Source organism: Streptomyces sp. NPDC051563 (assembly GCF_044454225.1).
Lineage (GTDB): Bacteria > Actinomycetota > Actinomycetes > Streptomycetales > Streptomycetaceae > Streptomyces.
On sequence record NZ_JBITDL010000065.1, the window covers coordinates 1 to 14429 of the forward strand.

Here is a 14429-nt window from a genome sequence, read left to right on the forward strand (position 1 = left end):
CAGATGTGGAAGCCCGGTAACGGGTGGAGCTGACTGGTACTAATAGGCCGAGGGCTTGTCCTCAGTTGCTCGCGTCCACTGTGTTAGTTCTGAAGCAACGAACTGTTGCTGGTTTCTAGAGCTAGAACATAACTACAAAGTGTGCTTGTTCGCTCGAAACCGATTAGGGTTTCGGTGGTCATAGCGTTAGGGAAACGCCCGGTTACATTCCGAACCCGGAAGCTAAGCCTTTCAGCGCCGATGGTACTGCAGGGGGGACCCTGTGGGAGAGTAGGACACCGCCGAACAATTTTTCAAAGGACCCCTGGTCCAGCGTTCAACGCTGGAGCAGGGGTCTTTTTTGTTTTCCGGAGCTTTACGTAGCTTCACGCAGCTTTACGCCGAAGCGCGGCCATGGGTTGGTTGCGCGAGAATGACTAGCGGTACCCCGAAGACAGGAGTCACACCCATGTCCAACTCTCCCGACGATCGTCCGGAGCGCGAGCCTCGGCGCAACGACGGCGGTGACAGGGGCGGCTACCGCGGGGGCCGTGACGACCGTGGCGGCGACCGTCCGCCGTTCCGTCGCGATGACCGTGGCGACCGCCCGTCCGGCGGTGGCTTCCGCCGTGACGACCGTGGTGGCCGTCCGGCCGGCGGCGGCGACCGTCCGTCCTTCCCGCGTCGCGACGACCGCCCCTCGGGTGGTGGCGACCGTCCCTCCGGCGGTGGCTTCCGCCGTGACGACCGTGGTGGCCGTCCGGCCGGCGGCGACCGTCCGTCCTTCCCGCGTCGCGACGACCGCGGTGGGGACCGTCCCACCGGTGGCGGCTTCCGCCGCGACGACCGTGGTGACCGCCCCTCCGGCGGCGGCTTCCGCGGCAACGACCGCGGCGACCGCCCCTCGTACCCCCGTCGTGATGACGACCGCGGTGGGTTCCGTGGCGGTCGTGACGACCGCGGCGGCGACCGGCCCTCCTTCCCGCGTCGCGATGACCGCCCCTCCGGTGGCGACCGTCCGTCGTACCCCCGCCGCGACGACCGTGGTGACCGCCCCTCCGGCGGCGGCTTCCGCGGCAACGACCGCGGTGACCGTCCCTCGTACCCGCGTCGTGACGACCGTCCCTCCGGTGGCGACCGTCCCGCGGGCGGCGGCTTCCGCCGTGACGACCGTGGCGGTGACCGTCCCTCCGGTGGTGGCTTCCGTGGCAACGACCGCGGTGACCGTCCCTCGTACCCGCGTCGCGATGACCGCCCCTCCGGTGGCGACCGTCCCTCGTACCCCCGTCGTGACGACCGTGGTGACCGTCCCTCCGGCGGCGGCTTCCGTGGCAACGACCGCGGTGACCGTCCCTCGTACCCGCGTCGTGACGACCGCCCCTCCGGCGGCGACCGCCCGTCGTACCCCCGCCGTGATGACGACCGCGGTGGGTTCCGTGGTGGTCGTGACGACCGCGGCGGCGACCGGCCTTCGTACCCCCGTCGCGATGACCGCCCCTCCGGTGGCGACCGCCCCTCGTACCCCCGTCGTGACGACCGTCCCGCTGGTGGTGGCTTCCGTGGCAACGACCGTGGTGACCGTCCCTCCGGTGGTGGCTTCCGCGGGAACGACCGTGGCGGTGACCGTCCGTCGTACCCGCGTCGTGACGATGACCGTGGTGGGTTCCGTGGCGGTCGCGATGACCGCGGCGGTGACCGGCCTTCGTACCCGCGTCGTGACGACCGCCCCTCCGGCGGCGACCGCCCGTCGTACCCCCGCCGTGATGACGACCGCGGTGGGTTCCGTGGCGGTCGCGATGACCGCGGCGGCGACCGGCCTTCGTACCCGCGTCGCGATGACCGCCCCTCCGGTGGCGACCGCCCCTCGTACCCCCGTCGTGACGACCGTGGTGACCGCCCCTCCGGCGGCGGCTTCCGCGGCAACGACCGCGGTGACCGTCCCTCGTACCCCCGTCGCGATGACCGGGGTGGCGACCGTGGTGGGTTCCGTGGCCGTGACGACCGCGGTGGCGACCGTGACTTCCGGGCCGACCGTGACCCGGTCAAGCGGCTTCCGATCGACGAGGACGTCACCGGTTTCGAGATCGACTCCGACGTTCGCCAGGAGCTGCTGAGCCTGCCCAAGGGCCTGGCCGAGGAAGTCTCCAAGAACCTGGTCATGGTGGCCCGGCTGATCGACGAGGACCCGGAGCAGGCGTACGCGTACTCGCGCATCGCCCTGCGTCTGGCCTCCCGTGTCGCCGCGGTGCGCGAGGCCGCCGGCTTCGCCGCGTACGCCAACCAGAAGTACGCCGAGGCGATCGCGGAGTTCCGCGCCGCCAAGCGGATGACCGGTTCGGTCGAGCTGTGGCCCGTCATCGCCGACTGCGAGCGCGGCCTCGGCCGTCCGGAGCGGGCGCTGGCCATGGCCGGCGAGCCCGAGGTGCAGAAGCTGGACAAGGCCGGACAGGTCGAGATGCGTCTCGTCGCGGCCGGTGCCCGCCGGGACATGGACCAGCTCGACGCCGCCATCGTGACCCTGCAGAGCCCGGAGCTGGCCTCCAACTCCGTGCAGCCCTGGACCGCGCGTCTGCGGTACGCCTACGCCGACGCGCTGCTGGCCGCCGGTCGTGAGGACGAGGCGCGCGAGTGGTTCGCCAAGACCCTCGAGGCCGACAAGGAGGGGGCCACGGACGCCTCCGACCGTCTCGCCGAGCTGGACGGCGTCGAGTTCGTCGACGCCTCCGCCGACGATGCGGACGTGGACGCGGACGTCGACGGGGACACGGACGTCGAGGACGAGTTCGACGACGAGGACGAGGACGAGGACGACGACGACCCGGAGGTCGTGGCGGCCGAGCGCGCCTCCGACCAGGCCGAGTACTACGACGAGGACGACGACGAGTACGAAGGTGACGTCGCCGCCGACGTGGACGTCACCGACGAGATCGTCGTTCTCGACGAGGACGACGACCGTCAGGACGACGGGCGTCGTGAGGCCGGAGTCCGCGACGACGGCTGAGTGAGCTGAGAAGGGCGGTACCCCCGATGGGGGTACCGCCCTTTTTTCGTTCTCCGGGGACCGGCGTGCGTCAGTCCACGCTGCGCAGGACGAGGCCGGTGGCCGGCTTGGGGCCGAACGAGGTGGACTTGCGGGGCATCGTCACGCCCTGGCGGGCCAGGTCCCGTACGACGGCCTCGCGTACGGGGTGCAGCAGGACGGCCGTGCCGCCGAGCCGCTCCGCCATCTCGACGGTGGCCTCGGTGTCGTGGATGTACGAGATCTGGTCGGGGGCGTCGGGGACGGCCCACAGCGTGTCCAGCAGGGTCGCGTGGAGCACGGTGGCGTCGAGCCGGCGCCAGGCCTCGGGGCGGTCGCCGCGGACCGTGCGCTCGATCAGGGCCGGCTCCGGGTCGGTGACCAGGTGGAAGCTGCCGTCGCCGGTGAGCAGGAAGGCGTTGCCGAGCTCCGCGGCCTCCGCCAGGGCCGCCATGGCCGCGGGCAGCGGGCCGTCGACGGTACGGACCCGGAACCGGCCGTCGAGGGCGGCCAGGGCGTCGGCGGGGGCCAGGCGCCGGAGCAGCCGGTGGATGGCGCGGACCTGGAGCGGGTAGCGGGCGGTGTCGACGAGGAGGACCAGGCCGAAGTCCCAGGGGGTGGGGGAGCCGTGCTCCTCCTGGAGGCGCAGGTACGTCGCCCAGCGGTGGTGGCCGTCGGCGATGAGGGCCTGGCGGTCGCCCAGGTCGGTGGTGATGGCCGCCAGGTCCGCGGGGTCCGTGACGGCCCACAGCCGGTGCTGGAAGCCGTCCTCGGTGGTGGTGGAGAACAGCGGAGTGGAGCGGGCGGTGCGCTCGATGACCGCGGCGGCGCCCACCGCCGGGTCCTCGCCGAGGTAGGTGAGGAGGAGCGGTTCGAGATTGGCCGAGGTGGCGCGCATCAGGCCGGCGCGGTCGGTGACCACGTGGGGCATGACGTCCTCGTGGGGCAGCACGATCCCGGCGTCGGCGGCGGAGAGGGCCAGGGCCCCGATGACCCCGCGTTGGAGGAGCTCGCCCCGGCGCTGCTCGTAGACGTAGAGCGCGGGTACGGGATCGGCGCTGAGGATGCCCTCGGCGAGCCAGTCGCGCAGCGTGTGCGCCGCCTGCTGGTTGCGGGCGGCGGGGGTGTCGGCCTGCGGGAGGATCAGGCGGACGATGTTGTGGGGGTCGGCGGACTCCAGGTGGTTGAGTCCGTCGGGGCGCACGACCACGTCGTACGGCGGCGAGGTCACGGCGGCCAGGCTGCCGACGCGCTCGGGGACATAGCGCAGGCCATGGAACGGGATCAGGCGCAGTCCATGGTCCGCGGTGCCAGATGTGGTCATTGGTGAATCGTAAGACGCGTCTCGCCATGCGGGATGATCGGGGGAGTACGGAAACCGGACAAGATCGATCGCACGAGGAGCCGACACCCATGACCCGGCACAGCAGGACCATTCCCGCGGGCAGCGAGCGGAGTCTGCACCAGGCGTACGACACGGCTCTGCTGGACCTCGACGGGGTGGTGTACGCGGGCGGCGAGGCCATCGCGCACGCCGTGGACTCGCTCGCCGCGGCCCGGGCCGGCGGGATGCACCTGGCGTACGTGACGAACAACGCGCTGCGCACCCCGGACGCGGTCGCCGAGCACCTGAGCGAACTGGGGATCCCGACGGAGGCGGGCGAGGTGATCACCTCCGCGCAGGCGGTGGCCCGGCTCATCGCCGAACAGGTGGAGCCCGGTGCCAAGGTGCTGGTGATCGGTGGCGAGGGGCTGCGGGTCGCGCTGCGCGAACGCGGGCTGGTGCCCGTGGACTCCGCCGAGGAGGAGGGGCTCGCCGCGGTGGTCCAGGGGTACGGCGGACCCGATCTGCCGTGGGGGCGGTTCGCGGAGGCCGCGTACGCCGTCAACCGCGGGGTGCCGTGGTACGCCTCGAACACCGACCTGACGATTCCGAGTGCGCGGGGGATCGCCCCGGGCAACGGGGCCGCCGTGGAGGTCGTACGGATCGCCACGGGCACGGAGCCGCAGGTGGCGGGCAAGCCGCTGCCCCCGATGCACCGCGAGACGGTGCTGCGGACCGGGGCGAAGCGGCCGCTGGTGATCGGCGACCGGCTGGACACCGACATCGAGGGTGCCTTCAACGGCGACGTGGACTCGCTGCTCGTGCTGACCGGGGTGGCCGACGCGGCGCAGCTGCTGCGGGCCGAGCCGAAGTACCGGCCGACGTACGTGGACCGGGACCTGCGCGGGCTGCTCACCGGTCAGCCGGAGGTGGTGGCGGCGGCCGGGGGCGGGTTCCGCTGCGGGGACTGGACCGCGGTGGCGCTGGACGGCGTACTGGAGCTGCGCGGGGAGCCTGGCGGGGAGGAATCCGAGCCGGCCGGCGGCGACGGTGCGATGGACGGGCTGCGGGCGCTGTGCGCGGCGGCCTGGACGCAGGCGGGGGAGGGCTCCTGCGGGCTGGACGCGGGGAAGGCGCTGGCCAGGCTGGGGCTGTAGGTCTGGGTCCGCGCGGGCGGCGGGCGGGGGCCGGAGGCAGGCGCCGGAGGCCTGGTCGGGGGCCTGGCCGGCGGGCTGGCCGGCGGGCTGGTCGGGGGGTTGTTCGGTGGAGCCGAGCAGGGTGGAGGGTAGGCTAACCTAACTTTCGTGTTGGTCGATAGTCCCCCCGAACCGAGCGCGGCGCAGGCCGCCGCCACCCGCCCGCGCCACGGCGCGCGGGCCGCCGGTCTGCTCGCCGCCTCCGGCGTGCTCGCGCTGGTCGTGGTGGCGAGCATCGCCGTCGGCGCCAAACAGATGCCCCTCCACGAGGTCTGGCACGGCCTGTTCCACTACTCCGGGACCGCCTCCGACGTCGTCGTACGGGACCTGCGGATCCCGCGGACCCTCCTCGGCGTGCTCGTCGGCCTCGGCCTCGGCCTGTCCGGCGCCGTCATGCAGGCCCTGACGCGCAACCCGCTGGCGGAGCCGGGCATCCTCGGCGTCAACGCGGGGGCCGCGGCCGCCGTCGTATCGGCCATCAGCTTCTTCGGGGCGGCCTCGCTGAGCGAGTTCGTGTGGTGGGCCTTCCTCGGCGCCGCCGTCGTGTCCGTGGTCGTGTACGTGCTCGGCGGCAGCCGCAGCGCCACGCCCGTGCGCCTGGCGCTCGCCGGTACGGCGGCCACTGCGGCCCTCGTCGGGTACATCAACGCCGTGCAGCTGATGGACAGCAAGGCGCTGGACAAGCTCCGGTTCTGGACCGTGGGCTCGCTCGCCTCCGCGAACATGGACACCGTCCGGCAGGTGGCGCCCTTCCTGGTGGCCGGCGCCGTCATCGCGCTCTGCCTGGGCCGGCCGCTCAACGCCATGGCCCTGGGCGACGACACCGCGCGGGCGCTCGGCGCGCACCTGACGCGGACCCGGATCGGCGCGATGGCCGCCATCACCCTGCTGTGCGGGGCCGCGACCGCGGCCTGCGGGCCGATCGTCTTCGTCGGCTTGATGATCCCGCACCTCGTACGGTTCCTCACCGGCCCGGACATGCGCTGGGTGCTCGCGTACTCGGCGGTGCTCTCGCCCGTCCTGCTGCTCGGCGCCGACGTCATCGGCCGGGTCGTCACCCGGCCCGCCGAACTCCAGGTCGGCATCGTCACCGCGCTGATCGGCGGACCCGTCTTCATCCACCTCGTCCGGCGCAAGAGGATGGCCCAGCTGTGACACCGACCGACGCACCCGGCACGGCGCGCCGGAGCCGGACCGGGCCCCGGCCCGTGCGCCTGCCCGGCGGGATGTCCCTGCGCGTGGAACGGCGCGCCCTGGGCACCGGGGCACTGCTCCTGGTGCTCGTACTGGCGACGGCCGTCCTGCTCATCGGCACCGGCGACTTCGACATCGCGCCCTGGGACGTCGTACAGACCCTGCTGGGCAACGGCACGCCCGCGCACGAGTTCATCGTCAACGACCTGCGGCTGCCGCGGGTCCTGGTCGGCACCCTGGTGGGCGCGGCCCTCGGCATGGCCGGCGCCGTCTTCCAGTCCGTCTCGCGCAACCCGCTCGGCTCGCCCGACGTACTGGGCTTCGGCTACGGATCGGCCGTCGGCGCGCTGCTGGTCATCGTGCTGTTCCACGGCAGCGCCGGCGAGGTGGCCGCCGGAGCCCTGGTGGGCGGGCTGGTGGCCGGCATCGCCGTGTACCTGCTCGCGTACAAGCAGGGCATCCACGGCTACCGGCTGGTCCTCGTCGGCATCGGCGCCTCCGCGATGCTGGTCGCCGTCATCCAGTACCTGCTGACGAAGGCGCAGCTCGTCGAGGCCACCCGCGCGATGGTCTGGCTGACCGGCTCGCTGGCCGGCCGGGACTGGGCACAGGTCTGGCCGCTGCTGGCGACCTGCGCGGTGCTGTTCCCGCTGGTCCTCGGCCAGAGCCGGGCCCTGCGGATGATCGAGATGGGCGACGACGCGGCGTACGCCGTCGGGGTGCGGGTGGAGCGGACCCGGCTGCTGCTGATGGTGGCGGCGATCCTGCTCACCACCGCGGCCAGCGCCGCGGCCGGGCCGATCAGCTTCGTCGCGCTGGCCGCGCCGCAGCTCGCGCGGCGGCTGACCCGCTCGCCCGGGGCGAGCCTGCTGACCGGCGCGCTGATGGGCGCGCTCCTGCTGCTGGTGTCCGACTGGGCCGCACAGCGGGCCTTCGGCGCCGACCAGTTGCCGGTGGGCGTGGTGACGGGGCTGATCGGCGGCTGCTACCTGCTCTGGCTGCTCGTCACCGAGCGCAGGGCGGGGCGCATATGAGGAACCGGAGCGGTGTGAGCAACCAGAGGAGCAGGCAAGTGCAGCGGCTGACCGCGCAGAACGTGACCCTCGGCTACGACCAGCGGGTCATCGCCGAGAACCTGTCGGTGGAGATCCCCGACCACTCCTTCACCGTGATCGTCGGCCCCAACGCCTGCGGCAAGTCCACCCTGCTGCGCGCCCTGTCGCGGATGCTCAAGCCCGCGCAGGGGCGGGTGCTGCTGGACGGTCAGGCCATCGGGTCAATGCCCGCGAAGAAGGTCGCCAGGACGCTGGGTCTGCTGCCGCAGTCCTCGATCGCCCCGGACGGGATCACCGTGGCGGACCTGGTCGCGCGGGGCCGCTATCCGCACCAGGGGCTGCTGCGGCAGTGGTCGGGCGAGGACGAGCGGATCGTGGAGGAGTCGATGGCCGCCACCGGGGTCGCCGAGCTCGCGGACCGGGCGGTGGACGAGCTGTCGGGCGGGCAGCGCCAGCGGGTGTGGATCGCGATGGCACTGGCGCAGCAGACGCCGCTGCTGCTGCTGGACGAGCCGACGACCTACCTGGACATCCAGCACCAGATCGAGGTGCTGAACCTCTGCGCGGAGCTCCACGAGGAGCAGGGGCGGACGCTGGTCGCCGTGCTGCACGATCTGAACCACGCGGCACGCTACGCCACCCACCTGATCGCGATGCGGGACGGGAAGGTCGTGGCGGAAGGGCCGCCGGCCGAGGTGGTCACGGCGGAGCTGGTGGAGCGGGTGTTCGGGCTGCGGTGCCAGGTCATCCCGGACCCGGAGACGGGGACGCCGCTGGTGGTCCCCGCGGCGCGGGTTGCTCGCGTGGTGGCTCGCGCCGAGTAGTGCCGGGTGCGGCGCCGTTGCCGGGGGCCGGCCCCCGGACCCCGGCTCCTCGAACGCCGGAGGGGCTGGATTCGGCGGGGCTGGATCTAGAGCAGGCTCTTGAGTCTCAGGAGGTCGCGGAAGCCGGCCTCCAGGCGGATGCGCCCCGAGGCCCAGGCCTTGGGGAACTTCAGGTCGCCGGCGACCAGGGAGACCAGGTCGTCGCCGGTCATCGCGAGCCGGATCTCGGCCTTGGCGGCCGGCGGGCCGGGGGCCACGGCGTCCACGCGGATCCGGCCCGCGTCGAGGCGGCCCGTGAAGGTCCGGTCCAGGTCGGTGATGTGGCAGCTCAGCGAGCGGTCGAGCGCGGTCGCACCGCGCACGTCGCCTTCGGCCCGCGCCAGGTTGTCGGAGAGTTGGTCGAGTGCCGCACGGCACTCCTCGATCGTAGCCATCGTGATCCCGACCGTACCGCAGAGCCGTGCGCGGTCGCGGGCGCCCTACGCGGTAGCGTCGGGGCATGAGCGAAGAAGCGCCCGCCGCGGTCCGGGAACCGGACGAAGCCCCCGCCGAGCCCGCCGGGCCGGCCGCGCTGGGCGTCGTACGCACCCCCACCGGGCACCCCGGCGCGGACGCCGCACTGGAGCGGCTGGCGGACGTGGACCACCTCCCGGCGGACGGACACGTCGAGGTGTACGAGGATGTGCACAGGGGGCTGCGCTCCGCGCTCACCGCGCTGGACGCGACCGAAGGCCCCCGTCCGCACGAAAACAGGAGCTGAACCGATCGTGGCAGGAGTGGCACGCCGCCGCCTGGACGCCGAACTGGTACGCCGCAGCATGGCCCGCTCGCGCGAGCACGCCGCGCAGCTGATCGCCGCCGGCCGGGTGACCGTGGGCGGCAACACGGCGACGAAGCCGGCCACCCAGGTCGAGACCAGCGCGGCCCTCGTCGTCCTCAAGGACGACAGCGACCCCGACTACGTCTCCCGGGGCGGCCACAAGCTGGCGGGGGCCCTCGCGGCCTTCCAGCCGCAGGGGCTGCGCGTGGAGGGCCGCCGGGCGCTGGACGCGGGCGCCTCGACCGGCGGGTTCACCGACGTGCTGCTGCGCGCCGGGGTGGACCACGTGATGGCCGTCGACGTGGGGTACGGGCAGCTCGCCTGGTCCCTGCAGAGCGACGACCGGGTCACCGTGAAGGACCGCACCAACGTGCGCGAGCTGACGGTGGAGCTGATCGACGGGGTGCCCGTGGACCTGGTCGTCGGCGATCTGTCCTTCATCTCGATCGGGCTGGTGCTGCCCGCGCTCGTACGCTGCTGCGCGCCCGACGCGGACCTGGTGCTGATGGTCAAGCCGCAGTTCGAGGTCGGCAAGGACCGGCTCGGCAGCGGTGGCGTGGTGCGCAGTACGGAGCTGCGGGCCGAGGCCGTGCGGGACGTGGCGGCGCAGGCGTGGAAGCTGGGCCTGGGCGTGCTCGGGGTGACCGCGAGTCCGCTCCCGGGCCCCTCGGGCAACGTCGAGTATTTTCTGTGGCTGCGGGCGGGGGCACCGGCACTCGACCCGGCGGATGTCGATCGTGCAGTGGCGGAGGGGCCGCAGTGAGTGATCTTTCGGGGGACCCGGCACGGCCGGGGGAGTCGGGAACGGCGGGGGAGCCGGGAGCGGCGGGGAAGCCGGCGGAGCCGGGGAAGCGGACCGTCTTCCTCCTCGCCCACACCGGGCGGCCCGCGGCCATCCGCAGCGCCGAGCTGGTGGTGCAGGGCCTGCTGCGCAGCGGGCTGGGCGTACGGGTGCTGCGGCACGAGGCGGTGGACCTGCCGCTGCCGCCCGAGGTGGAGCTGGTGGCCGAGTCCGAGTGCACCCCGGAGGTGCTCGACGGGTGCGAGCTGCTCATCGTGCTCGGCGGCGACGGCACGCTGCTGCGCGGCGCGGAGTTCGCGCGCGGCTCCGGGGTGCCGATGCTCGGCGTCAACCTGGGCCGGGTGGGCTTCCTCGCGGAGGCGGAGCGGGACGACCTGGACAAGGTCGTGGACCGGGTCGTGACGCGCGACTACGAGGTCGAGGAGCGGATGACCCTCGACGTGACCGTGCGGACCAACGGGGACGTGCTGCACCGGGACTGGGCGCTGAACGAGGCGGCCATCCAGAAGGTGTCCCCGGAGCGGATGCTGGAGGTGGTCCTGGAGATCGACGGGCGCCCGGTGTCCGGCTTCGGCTGCGACGGGATCGTCTGCGCGACGCCGACGGGCTCGACGGCGTACGCCTTCTCGGCCGGCGGGCCGGTGGTCTGGCCGGAGGTGGAAGCGCTGCTGATGGTGCCGATCAGCGCGCACGCGCTGTTCGCGAAGCCGCTGGTGACCTCGCCGGACTCGGTGCTGGCCGTGGAGGTGCAGACCGGGACCCCGCACGGGGTGCTGTGGTGCGACGGGCGGCGGACGGTGGAGCTGCCGGCCGGGGCGCGCGTGGAGGTCCGGCGGGGGGCGGTGCCGGTGCGGCTCGCCCGGCTGCACCACGCCTCGTTCACGGACCGGCTCGTCGCGAAGTTCGCGCTGCCGGTGTCGGGATGGCGCGGGGCTCCGCACTAGAGGGTGACCGGTGCTGGACGGGTGCCGGGCGGCATCGCTGCCCGGTTCGGCGTCTGGTGCAGTACACCGCGCGTACGTAAATAGCATGACTGTTCGAGCTGGTTCGGGCGGGTGACGTCACATGGCACCCATGAAACCTCGGTATCGTCGTCCCGTGCTTGAGGAGATGCGGATACGGTCGCTCGGAGTCATCGACGACGCTGTGGTCGAGCTGTCACCCGGCTTCACCGCGGTGACCGGCGAGACCGGCGCGGGCAAGACCATGGTCGTCACCAGCCTCGGGCTGCTGCTCGGCGGGCGCGCCGACCCCGCGCTGGTGCGGATCGGGGCCAAGGCGGCGGTCGTCGAAGGGCGCATCGTCATGCGCCCGGACGCCCCCGCGGCGCTGCGCGCCGAGGAGGCCGGAGCCGAGCTCGACGACGGCGCCCTGCTGATCAGCCGGACCGTTTCCGCCGAGGGCCGCTCGCGCGCCCACGTCGGCGGCCGCTCCGTGCCCGTCGGCCTGCTCGCCGAACTCGCCGACGACCTCGTCGCCGTCCACGGCCAGACCGACCAGCAGGGCCTGCTCCGGCCCGCCCGGCAGCGCCAGGCCCTCGACCGGTACGCGGGCGACGCCGTCGCCGTCCCCCTGGAGAAGTACGCCGCCGCGCACCGCAGGCTGCGCGCCGTCGCCGGAGAGCTGGAGGAGATCACCACCCGGGCCCGGGAACGCGCCCAGGAGGCCGATCTGCTCCGCTTCGGGCTCGACGAGATCGCCGCCGTGGAACCGCTCTCGGGCGAGGACACCGAGCTCTCTGCGGAGGCGGAGCGCCTCGGACACGCCGAATCCCTGTCCTCCGCCGCCCAGGTCGCGCACGCGGCCCTGGCCGGCAACGTCGAGGACCCGGAGGGCGTCGACGCGGGCGCGCTCGTCGCCGGGGCGCACCGCGCACTGGAATCCGTACGCTCCCACGACCCGGCGCTCGGCGCGCTCGCCGAGCGGATCGGGGAACTGGGCATCCTGCTCGGCGACGTGGCCGGGGAACTCGCCGGGTACGCCGACGACCTGGACGCCGATCCGCTGCGGCTGGCGGCCGTGGAGGAGCGGCGGGCGGCGCTGACCCAGCTGATCCGGAAGTACGGATCCGCCGAGGGCGGGGTGGACTCCGTCCTGGAGTGGGCCGAACGCGGTTCCGTACGGCTGCTGGAGCTGGACGGCGACGACGAGCGGATCGACGAGCTGACCGCGGAGCGCGACGGGCTGCGGCTGGAACTCTCTTCACTGGCCCAGGCGTTGACGGACGCACGGAACGAGGCGGCGACCCGCTTCGCGTCGGCGGTCACCGAGGAGCTGGCCTCCCTGGCGATGCCGCACGCACGGGTCACCATCGACATCCGGCAGACCGAGGACCCCGAGGGGGTCGAGGTCGGCGGCCGGCTCGTCGCGTACGGACCCTCTGGCGTCGACGAGGTCGAACTGCTGCTGGCCCCGCACCCCGGCGCCCAGCCGCGGCCGATCGCCAAGGGGGCCTCGGGCGGTGAGCTGTCCCGGGTGATGCTCGCCGTCGAGGTCGTCTTCGCGGGCTCGGACCCGGTGCCCACGTACCTCTTCGACGAGGTCGACGCGGGCGTCGGCGGCAAGGCCGCCGTGGAGGTCGGGCGGCGGCTCGCCAAGCTGGCCAAGTCGGCGCAGGTCGTGGTCGTCACGCACCTGCCGCAGGTGGCCGCCTTCGCGGACCGGCAGCTGCTCGTCGAGAAGACCAGCGACGGGTCCGTGACCCGCAGCGGCGTCACCGTCCTGGAGGGTGAGGCCCGGATCCGCGAGCTGTCGCGGATGCTGGCCGGCCACGAGGACTCGGCTTCGGCCCGGGCGCACGCGGAGGAACTGCTCGCGGCGGCCCGGAGTCCGGAGTAGGGGCCGAGTGCTTCCGGGCGTTGTTCTGTCAGCGGGCTGACGTCCGGCTAGCCCGTGTGGGTGAGGATCCGGGGGGTGCTGCGGTTTCTCACACGGGATCCGCACCCGTATGGTCCCGGAACGCGCGTGCGGACTGGCATTCTGGGCGACGTCCCTGCCTTCCCCCCTCACCCTGGAGCTTCGGCCCGTGAGCAGCTCCCCGGTCAGTGTCCCCGTCCTTCGCACCGTCCAAGTGCTCGGCGGCGCGAGCGGTGGTGCGCACGTGCGGTCCCTGGCCACCGGGCTCGCCGCGCGCGGCGTACGGGTCACCGTGTGCGGACCCGTCGCGACGGAGGGGGAGTACGACTTCACCGGCGCCGGGGCCCGGTTCACCCCGGACGCGGTGAGCGCGCTGCGGGCCGCCTGCGTCGAGGCCGACGTGGTGCACGCGCACGGCGTACGCGCCGGCATGCGCGCCGCGCTGGCCCTGCGCGGGCGGCGGATCCCCCTGGTCGTGAGCTGGCACGGCGGCGGCCCCGGCAGCGGCCGCCTGAGCCTCCTGCTGGAACGGCACGTCGCGCGGGCCGCGGCGATCGTCCTCGGCGCCTCCTCCGCGCAGGTCGACCTGGCCCGGCTGCGGGGCGCGCGGGACGCGCGGCTGGCGGCCGTCGCCGTGGCCGTCGCGGGCGCCGAGCCCGCTGGTGGCTCGGATGCCTCGGACCACGGGAAGGTGCGGGCGGAACTCGGAGCGGTGGAGCGGCCGTTGCTGATCGCGGTCGGGAGCCTGGTGGCACGGCGCGGGTACTCCGTCCTGCTGGACGCGGCGCGGGAGTGGCGGAGCCTGGACCCGATGCCGCTGCTGGTCATCGCGGGAGAGGGCCCGATGCGGGGGGAGCTCGCGCGGCGGATCCAGGCGGAAGGGCTGCCGGTGCGGTTGCTCGGGCGGCGGCGGGATGCCGCGCGGCTGCTGGCCGCGGCGGATGTCGCGGTGCTGCCGAGCCGGTGGGAGGCGCGGTCGCCGCTCGCGCAGGAGGCTCTGCGGTTGGGGGTGCCGTTGGTGGCGACGGCGGTCGGGGGCGTGCCGGAGCTCGTGGGGGCGGCGGGGGTGCTCGTGCCTTTCGGCGAGGCGGATGCGCTGGCCGCTGCGGTGGCCGGGCTGCTGGCGGATCCCGTGCGGCGGGGGGAGCTCGCGGTGGCGGGGCGGGCCCAGGCTTCGACGTGGCCGTCGGAGGACGACACGGTGGCGCAGGTCCTCTCGGTGTACGACGAGCTGACGTCGCGGCGGTAGCCCTGGCGGCGGGTCTGGGGACTCTGTCCCCGGGCCCCTGCGCCTCAAGCGCCGGCGGGGCTGGGGTTGGCCTGGGCGCGGGCTGGCTGCGGCTGGGGGTCGGTGCCGGGG

Annotated in this window: 12 protein-coding genes, 1 rRNA gene and 1 pseudogene; 12 read left to right on the forward strand and 2 right to left on the reverse strand. The window is 73.7% G+C overall.

Features of this window, described 5'->3' with window-relative positions; genetic code table 11:
- The first annotated feature begins 170 nt into the window (after nt 1-170).
- The 3 genes and pseudogenes from rrf to ACIA8F_RS38820 all read left to right on the forward strand — a co-directional run bounded on the left by rrf (nt 171) and on the right by ACIA8F_RS38820 (nt 2980).
- Nucleotides 171-287: ribosomal RNA gene (rrf, locus tag ACIA8F_RS38810) — 5S ribosomal RNA — on the forward strand.
- A 203-nt stretch (nt 288-490) separates the two neighbouring features.
- Nucleotides 491-1423: pseudogene (locus ACIA8F_RS38815) on the forward strand (hypothetical protein); the annotation flags it as partial.
- 714 nt (nt 1424-2137) lie between these two features.
- Nucleotides 2138-2980, forward strand: coding sequence for a hypothetical protein (locus ACIA8F_RS38820; protein WP_399385771.1), 843 nt, complete (start codon nt 2138-2140; stop codon nt 2978-2980).
- A gap of 70 nt (nt 2981-3050) precedes the next feature.
- Here ACIA8F_RS38820 and ACIA8F_RS38825 read toward each other — a convergent pair whose 3' ends face one another.
- Nucleotides 3051-4322 carry a DUF1015 family protein gene (locus ACIA8F_RS38825; RefSeq protein WP_399385763.1) on the reverse strand — a complete coding sequence of 424 codons (1272 nt, stop codon included), beginning with the start codon at nt 4320-4322 and terminating at the stop codon, nt 3051-3053.
- Between the two features lie 89 nt (nt 4323-4411).
- Between ACIA8F_RS38825 and ACIA8F_RS38830 the strand changes: the two genes are divergently transcribed.
- The 4 genes from ACIA8F_RS38830 (at nt 4412) to ACIA8F_RS38845 (ending at nt 8591) form a co-directional block, all read left to right on the forward strand.
- Nucleotides 4412-5479, forward strand: a complete 1068-nt coding sequence (locus ACIA8F_RS38830; RefSeq protein WP_399385764.1) for an HAD-IIA family hydrolase — start codon at nt 4412-4414, stop codon at nt 5477-5479.
- 147 nt (nt 5480-5626) lie between these two features.
- Nucleotides 5627-6673, forward strand: a complete 1047-nt coding sequence (locus ACIA8F_RS38835) for a FecCD family ABC transporter permease (RefSeq protein WP_399385765.1) — start codon at nt 5627-5629, stop codon at nt 6671-6673.
- A 71-nt stretch (nt 6674-6744) separates the two neighbouring features.
- Entirely contained in the window at nt 6745-7746 is a 1002-nt protein-coding gene (locus tag ACIA8F_RS38840) for a FecCD family ABC transporter permease (protein ID WP_399385772.1), read from the forward strand.
- A complete protein-coding gene (locus ACIA8F_RS38845) occupies nt 7743-8591 on the forward strand; it encodes an ABC transporter ATP-binding protein (RefSeq protein ID WP_399385766.1) in 849 nt (282 codons plus the stop codon). Before ACIA8F_RS38840 ends, ACIA8F_RS38845 begins: the two co-directional genes overlap by 4 nt.
- Before the next feature lie 86 nt (nt 8592-8677).
- Here the strand turns inward: ACIA8F_RS38845 and ACIA8F_RS38850 are convergent, their stop codons facing one another.
- Entirely contained in the window at nt 8678-9025 is a 348-nt protein-coding gene (locus tag ACIA8F_RS38850; RefSeq protein WP_399385767.1) for a sterol-binding protein, read from the reverse strand.
- A gap of 65 nt (nt 9026-9090) precedes the next feature.
- On the opposite strand from ACIA8F_RS38850, the gene ACIA8F_RS38855 reads away from it, so the two are divergent.
- From ACIA8F_RS38855 to ACIA8F_RS38875, 5 genes are all read left to right on the forward strand, one after another.
- Complete coding sequence (locus ACIA8F_RS38855; RefSeq protein ID WP_399385768.1) at nt 9091-9351, forward strand: hypothetical protein; 261 nt, start codon at nt 9091-9093, stop codon at nt 9349-9351.
- Nucleotides 9352-9358: 7 nt separating this feature from the next.
- Nucleotides 9359-10174, forward strand: coding sequence for a TlyA family RNA methyltransferase (locus tag ACIA8F_RS38860; protein ID WP_243342072.1), 816 nt, complete (start codon nt 9359-9361; stop codon nt 10172-10174).
- Nucleotides 10171-11157 carry an NAD kinase gene (locus tag ACIA8F_RS38865; protein WP_399385769.1) on the forward strand — a complete coding sequence of 329 codons (987 nt, stop codon included), beginning with the start codon at nt 10171-10173 and terminating at the stop codon, nt 11155-11157. Before ACIA8F_RS38860 ends, ACIA8F_RS38865 begins: the two co-directional genes overlap by 4 nt.
- Nucleotides 11158-11323: 166 nt before the next feature.
- Nucleotides 11324-13051, forward strand: a complete 1728-nt coding sequence (gene recN / locus ACIA8F_RS38870) for a DNA repair protein RecN (RefSeq protein WP_399385773.1) — start codon at nt 11324-11326, stop codon at nt 13049-13051.
- 187 nt (nt 13052-13238) lie between these two features.
- Nucleotides 13239-14318, forward strand: a complete 1080-nt coding sequence (locus ACIA8F_RS38875) for a glycosyltransferase family 4 protein (RefSeq protein WP_399385770.1) — start codon at nt 13239-13241, stop codon at nt 14316-14318.
- Nucleotides 14319-14429 lie beyond the last annotated feature (111 nt).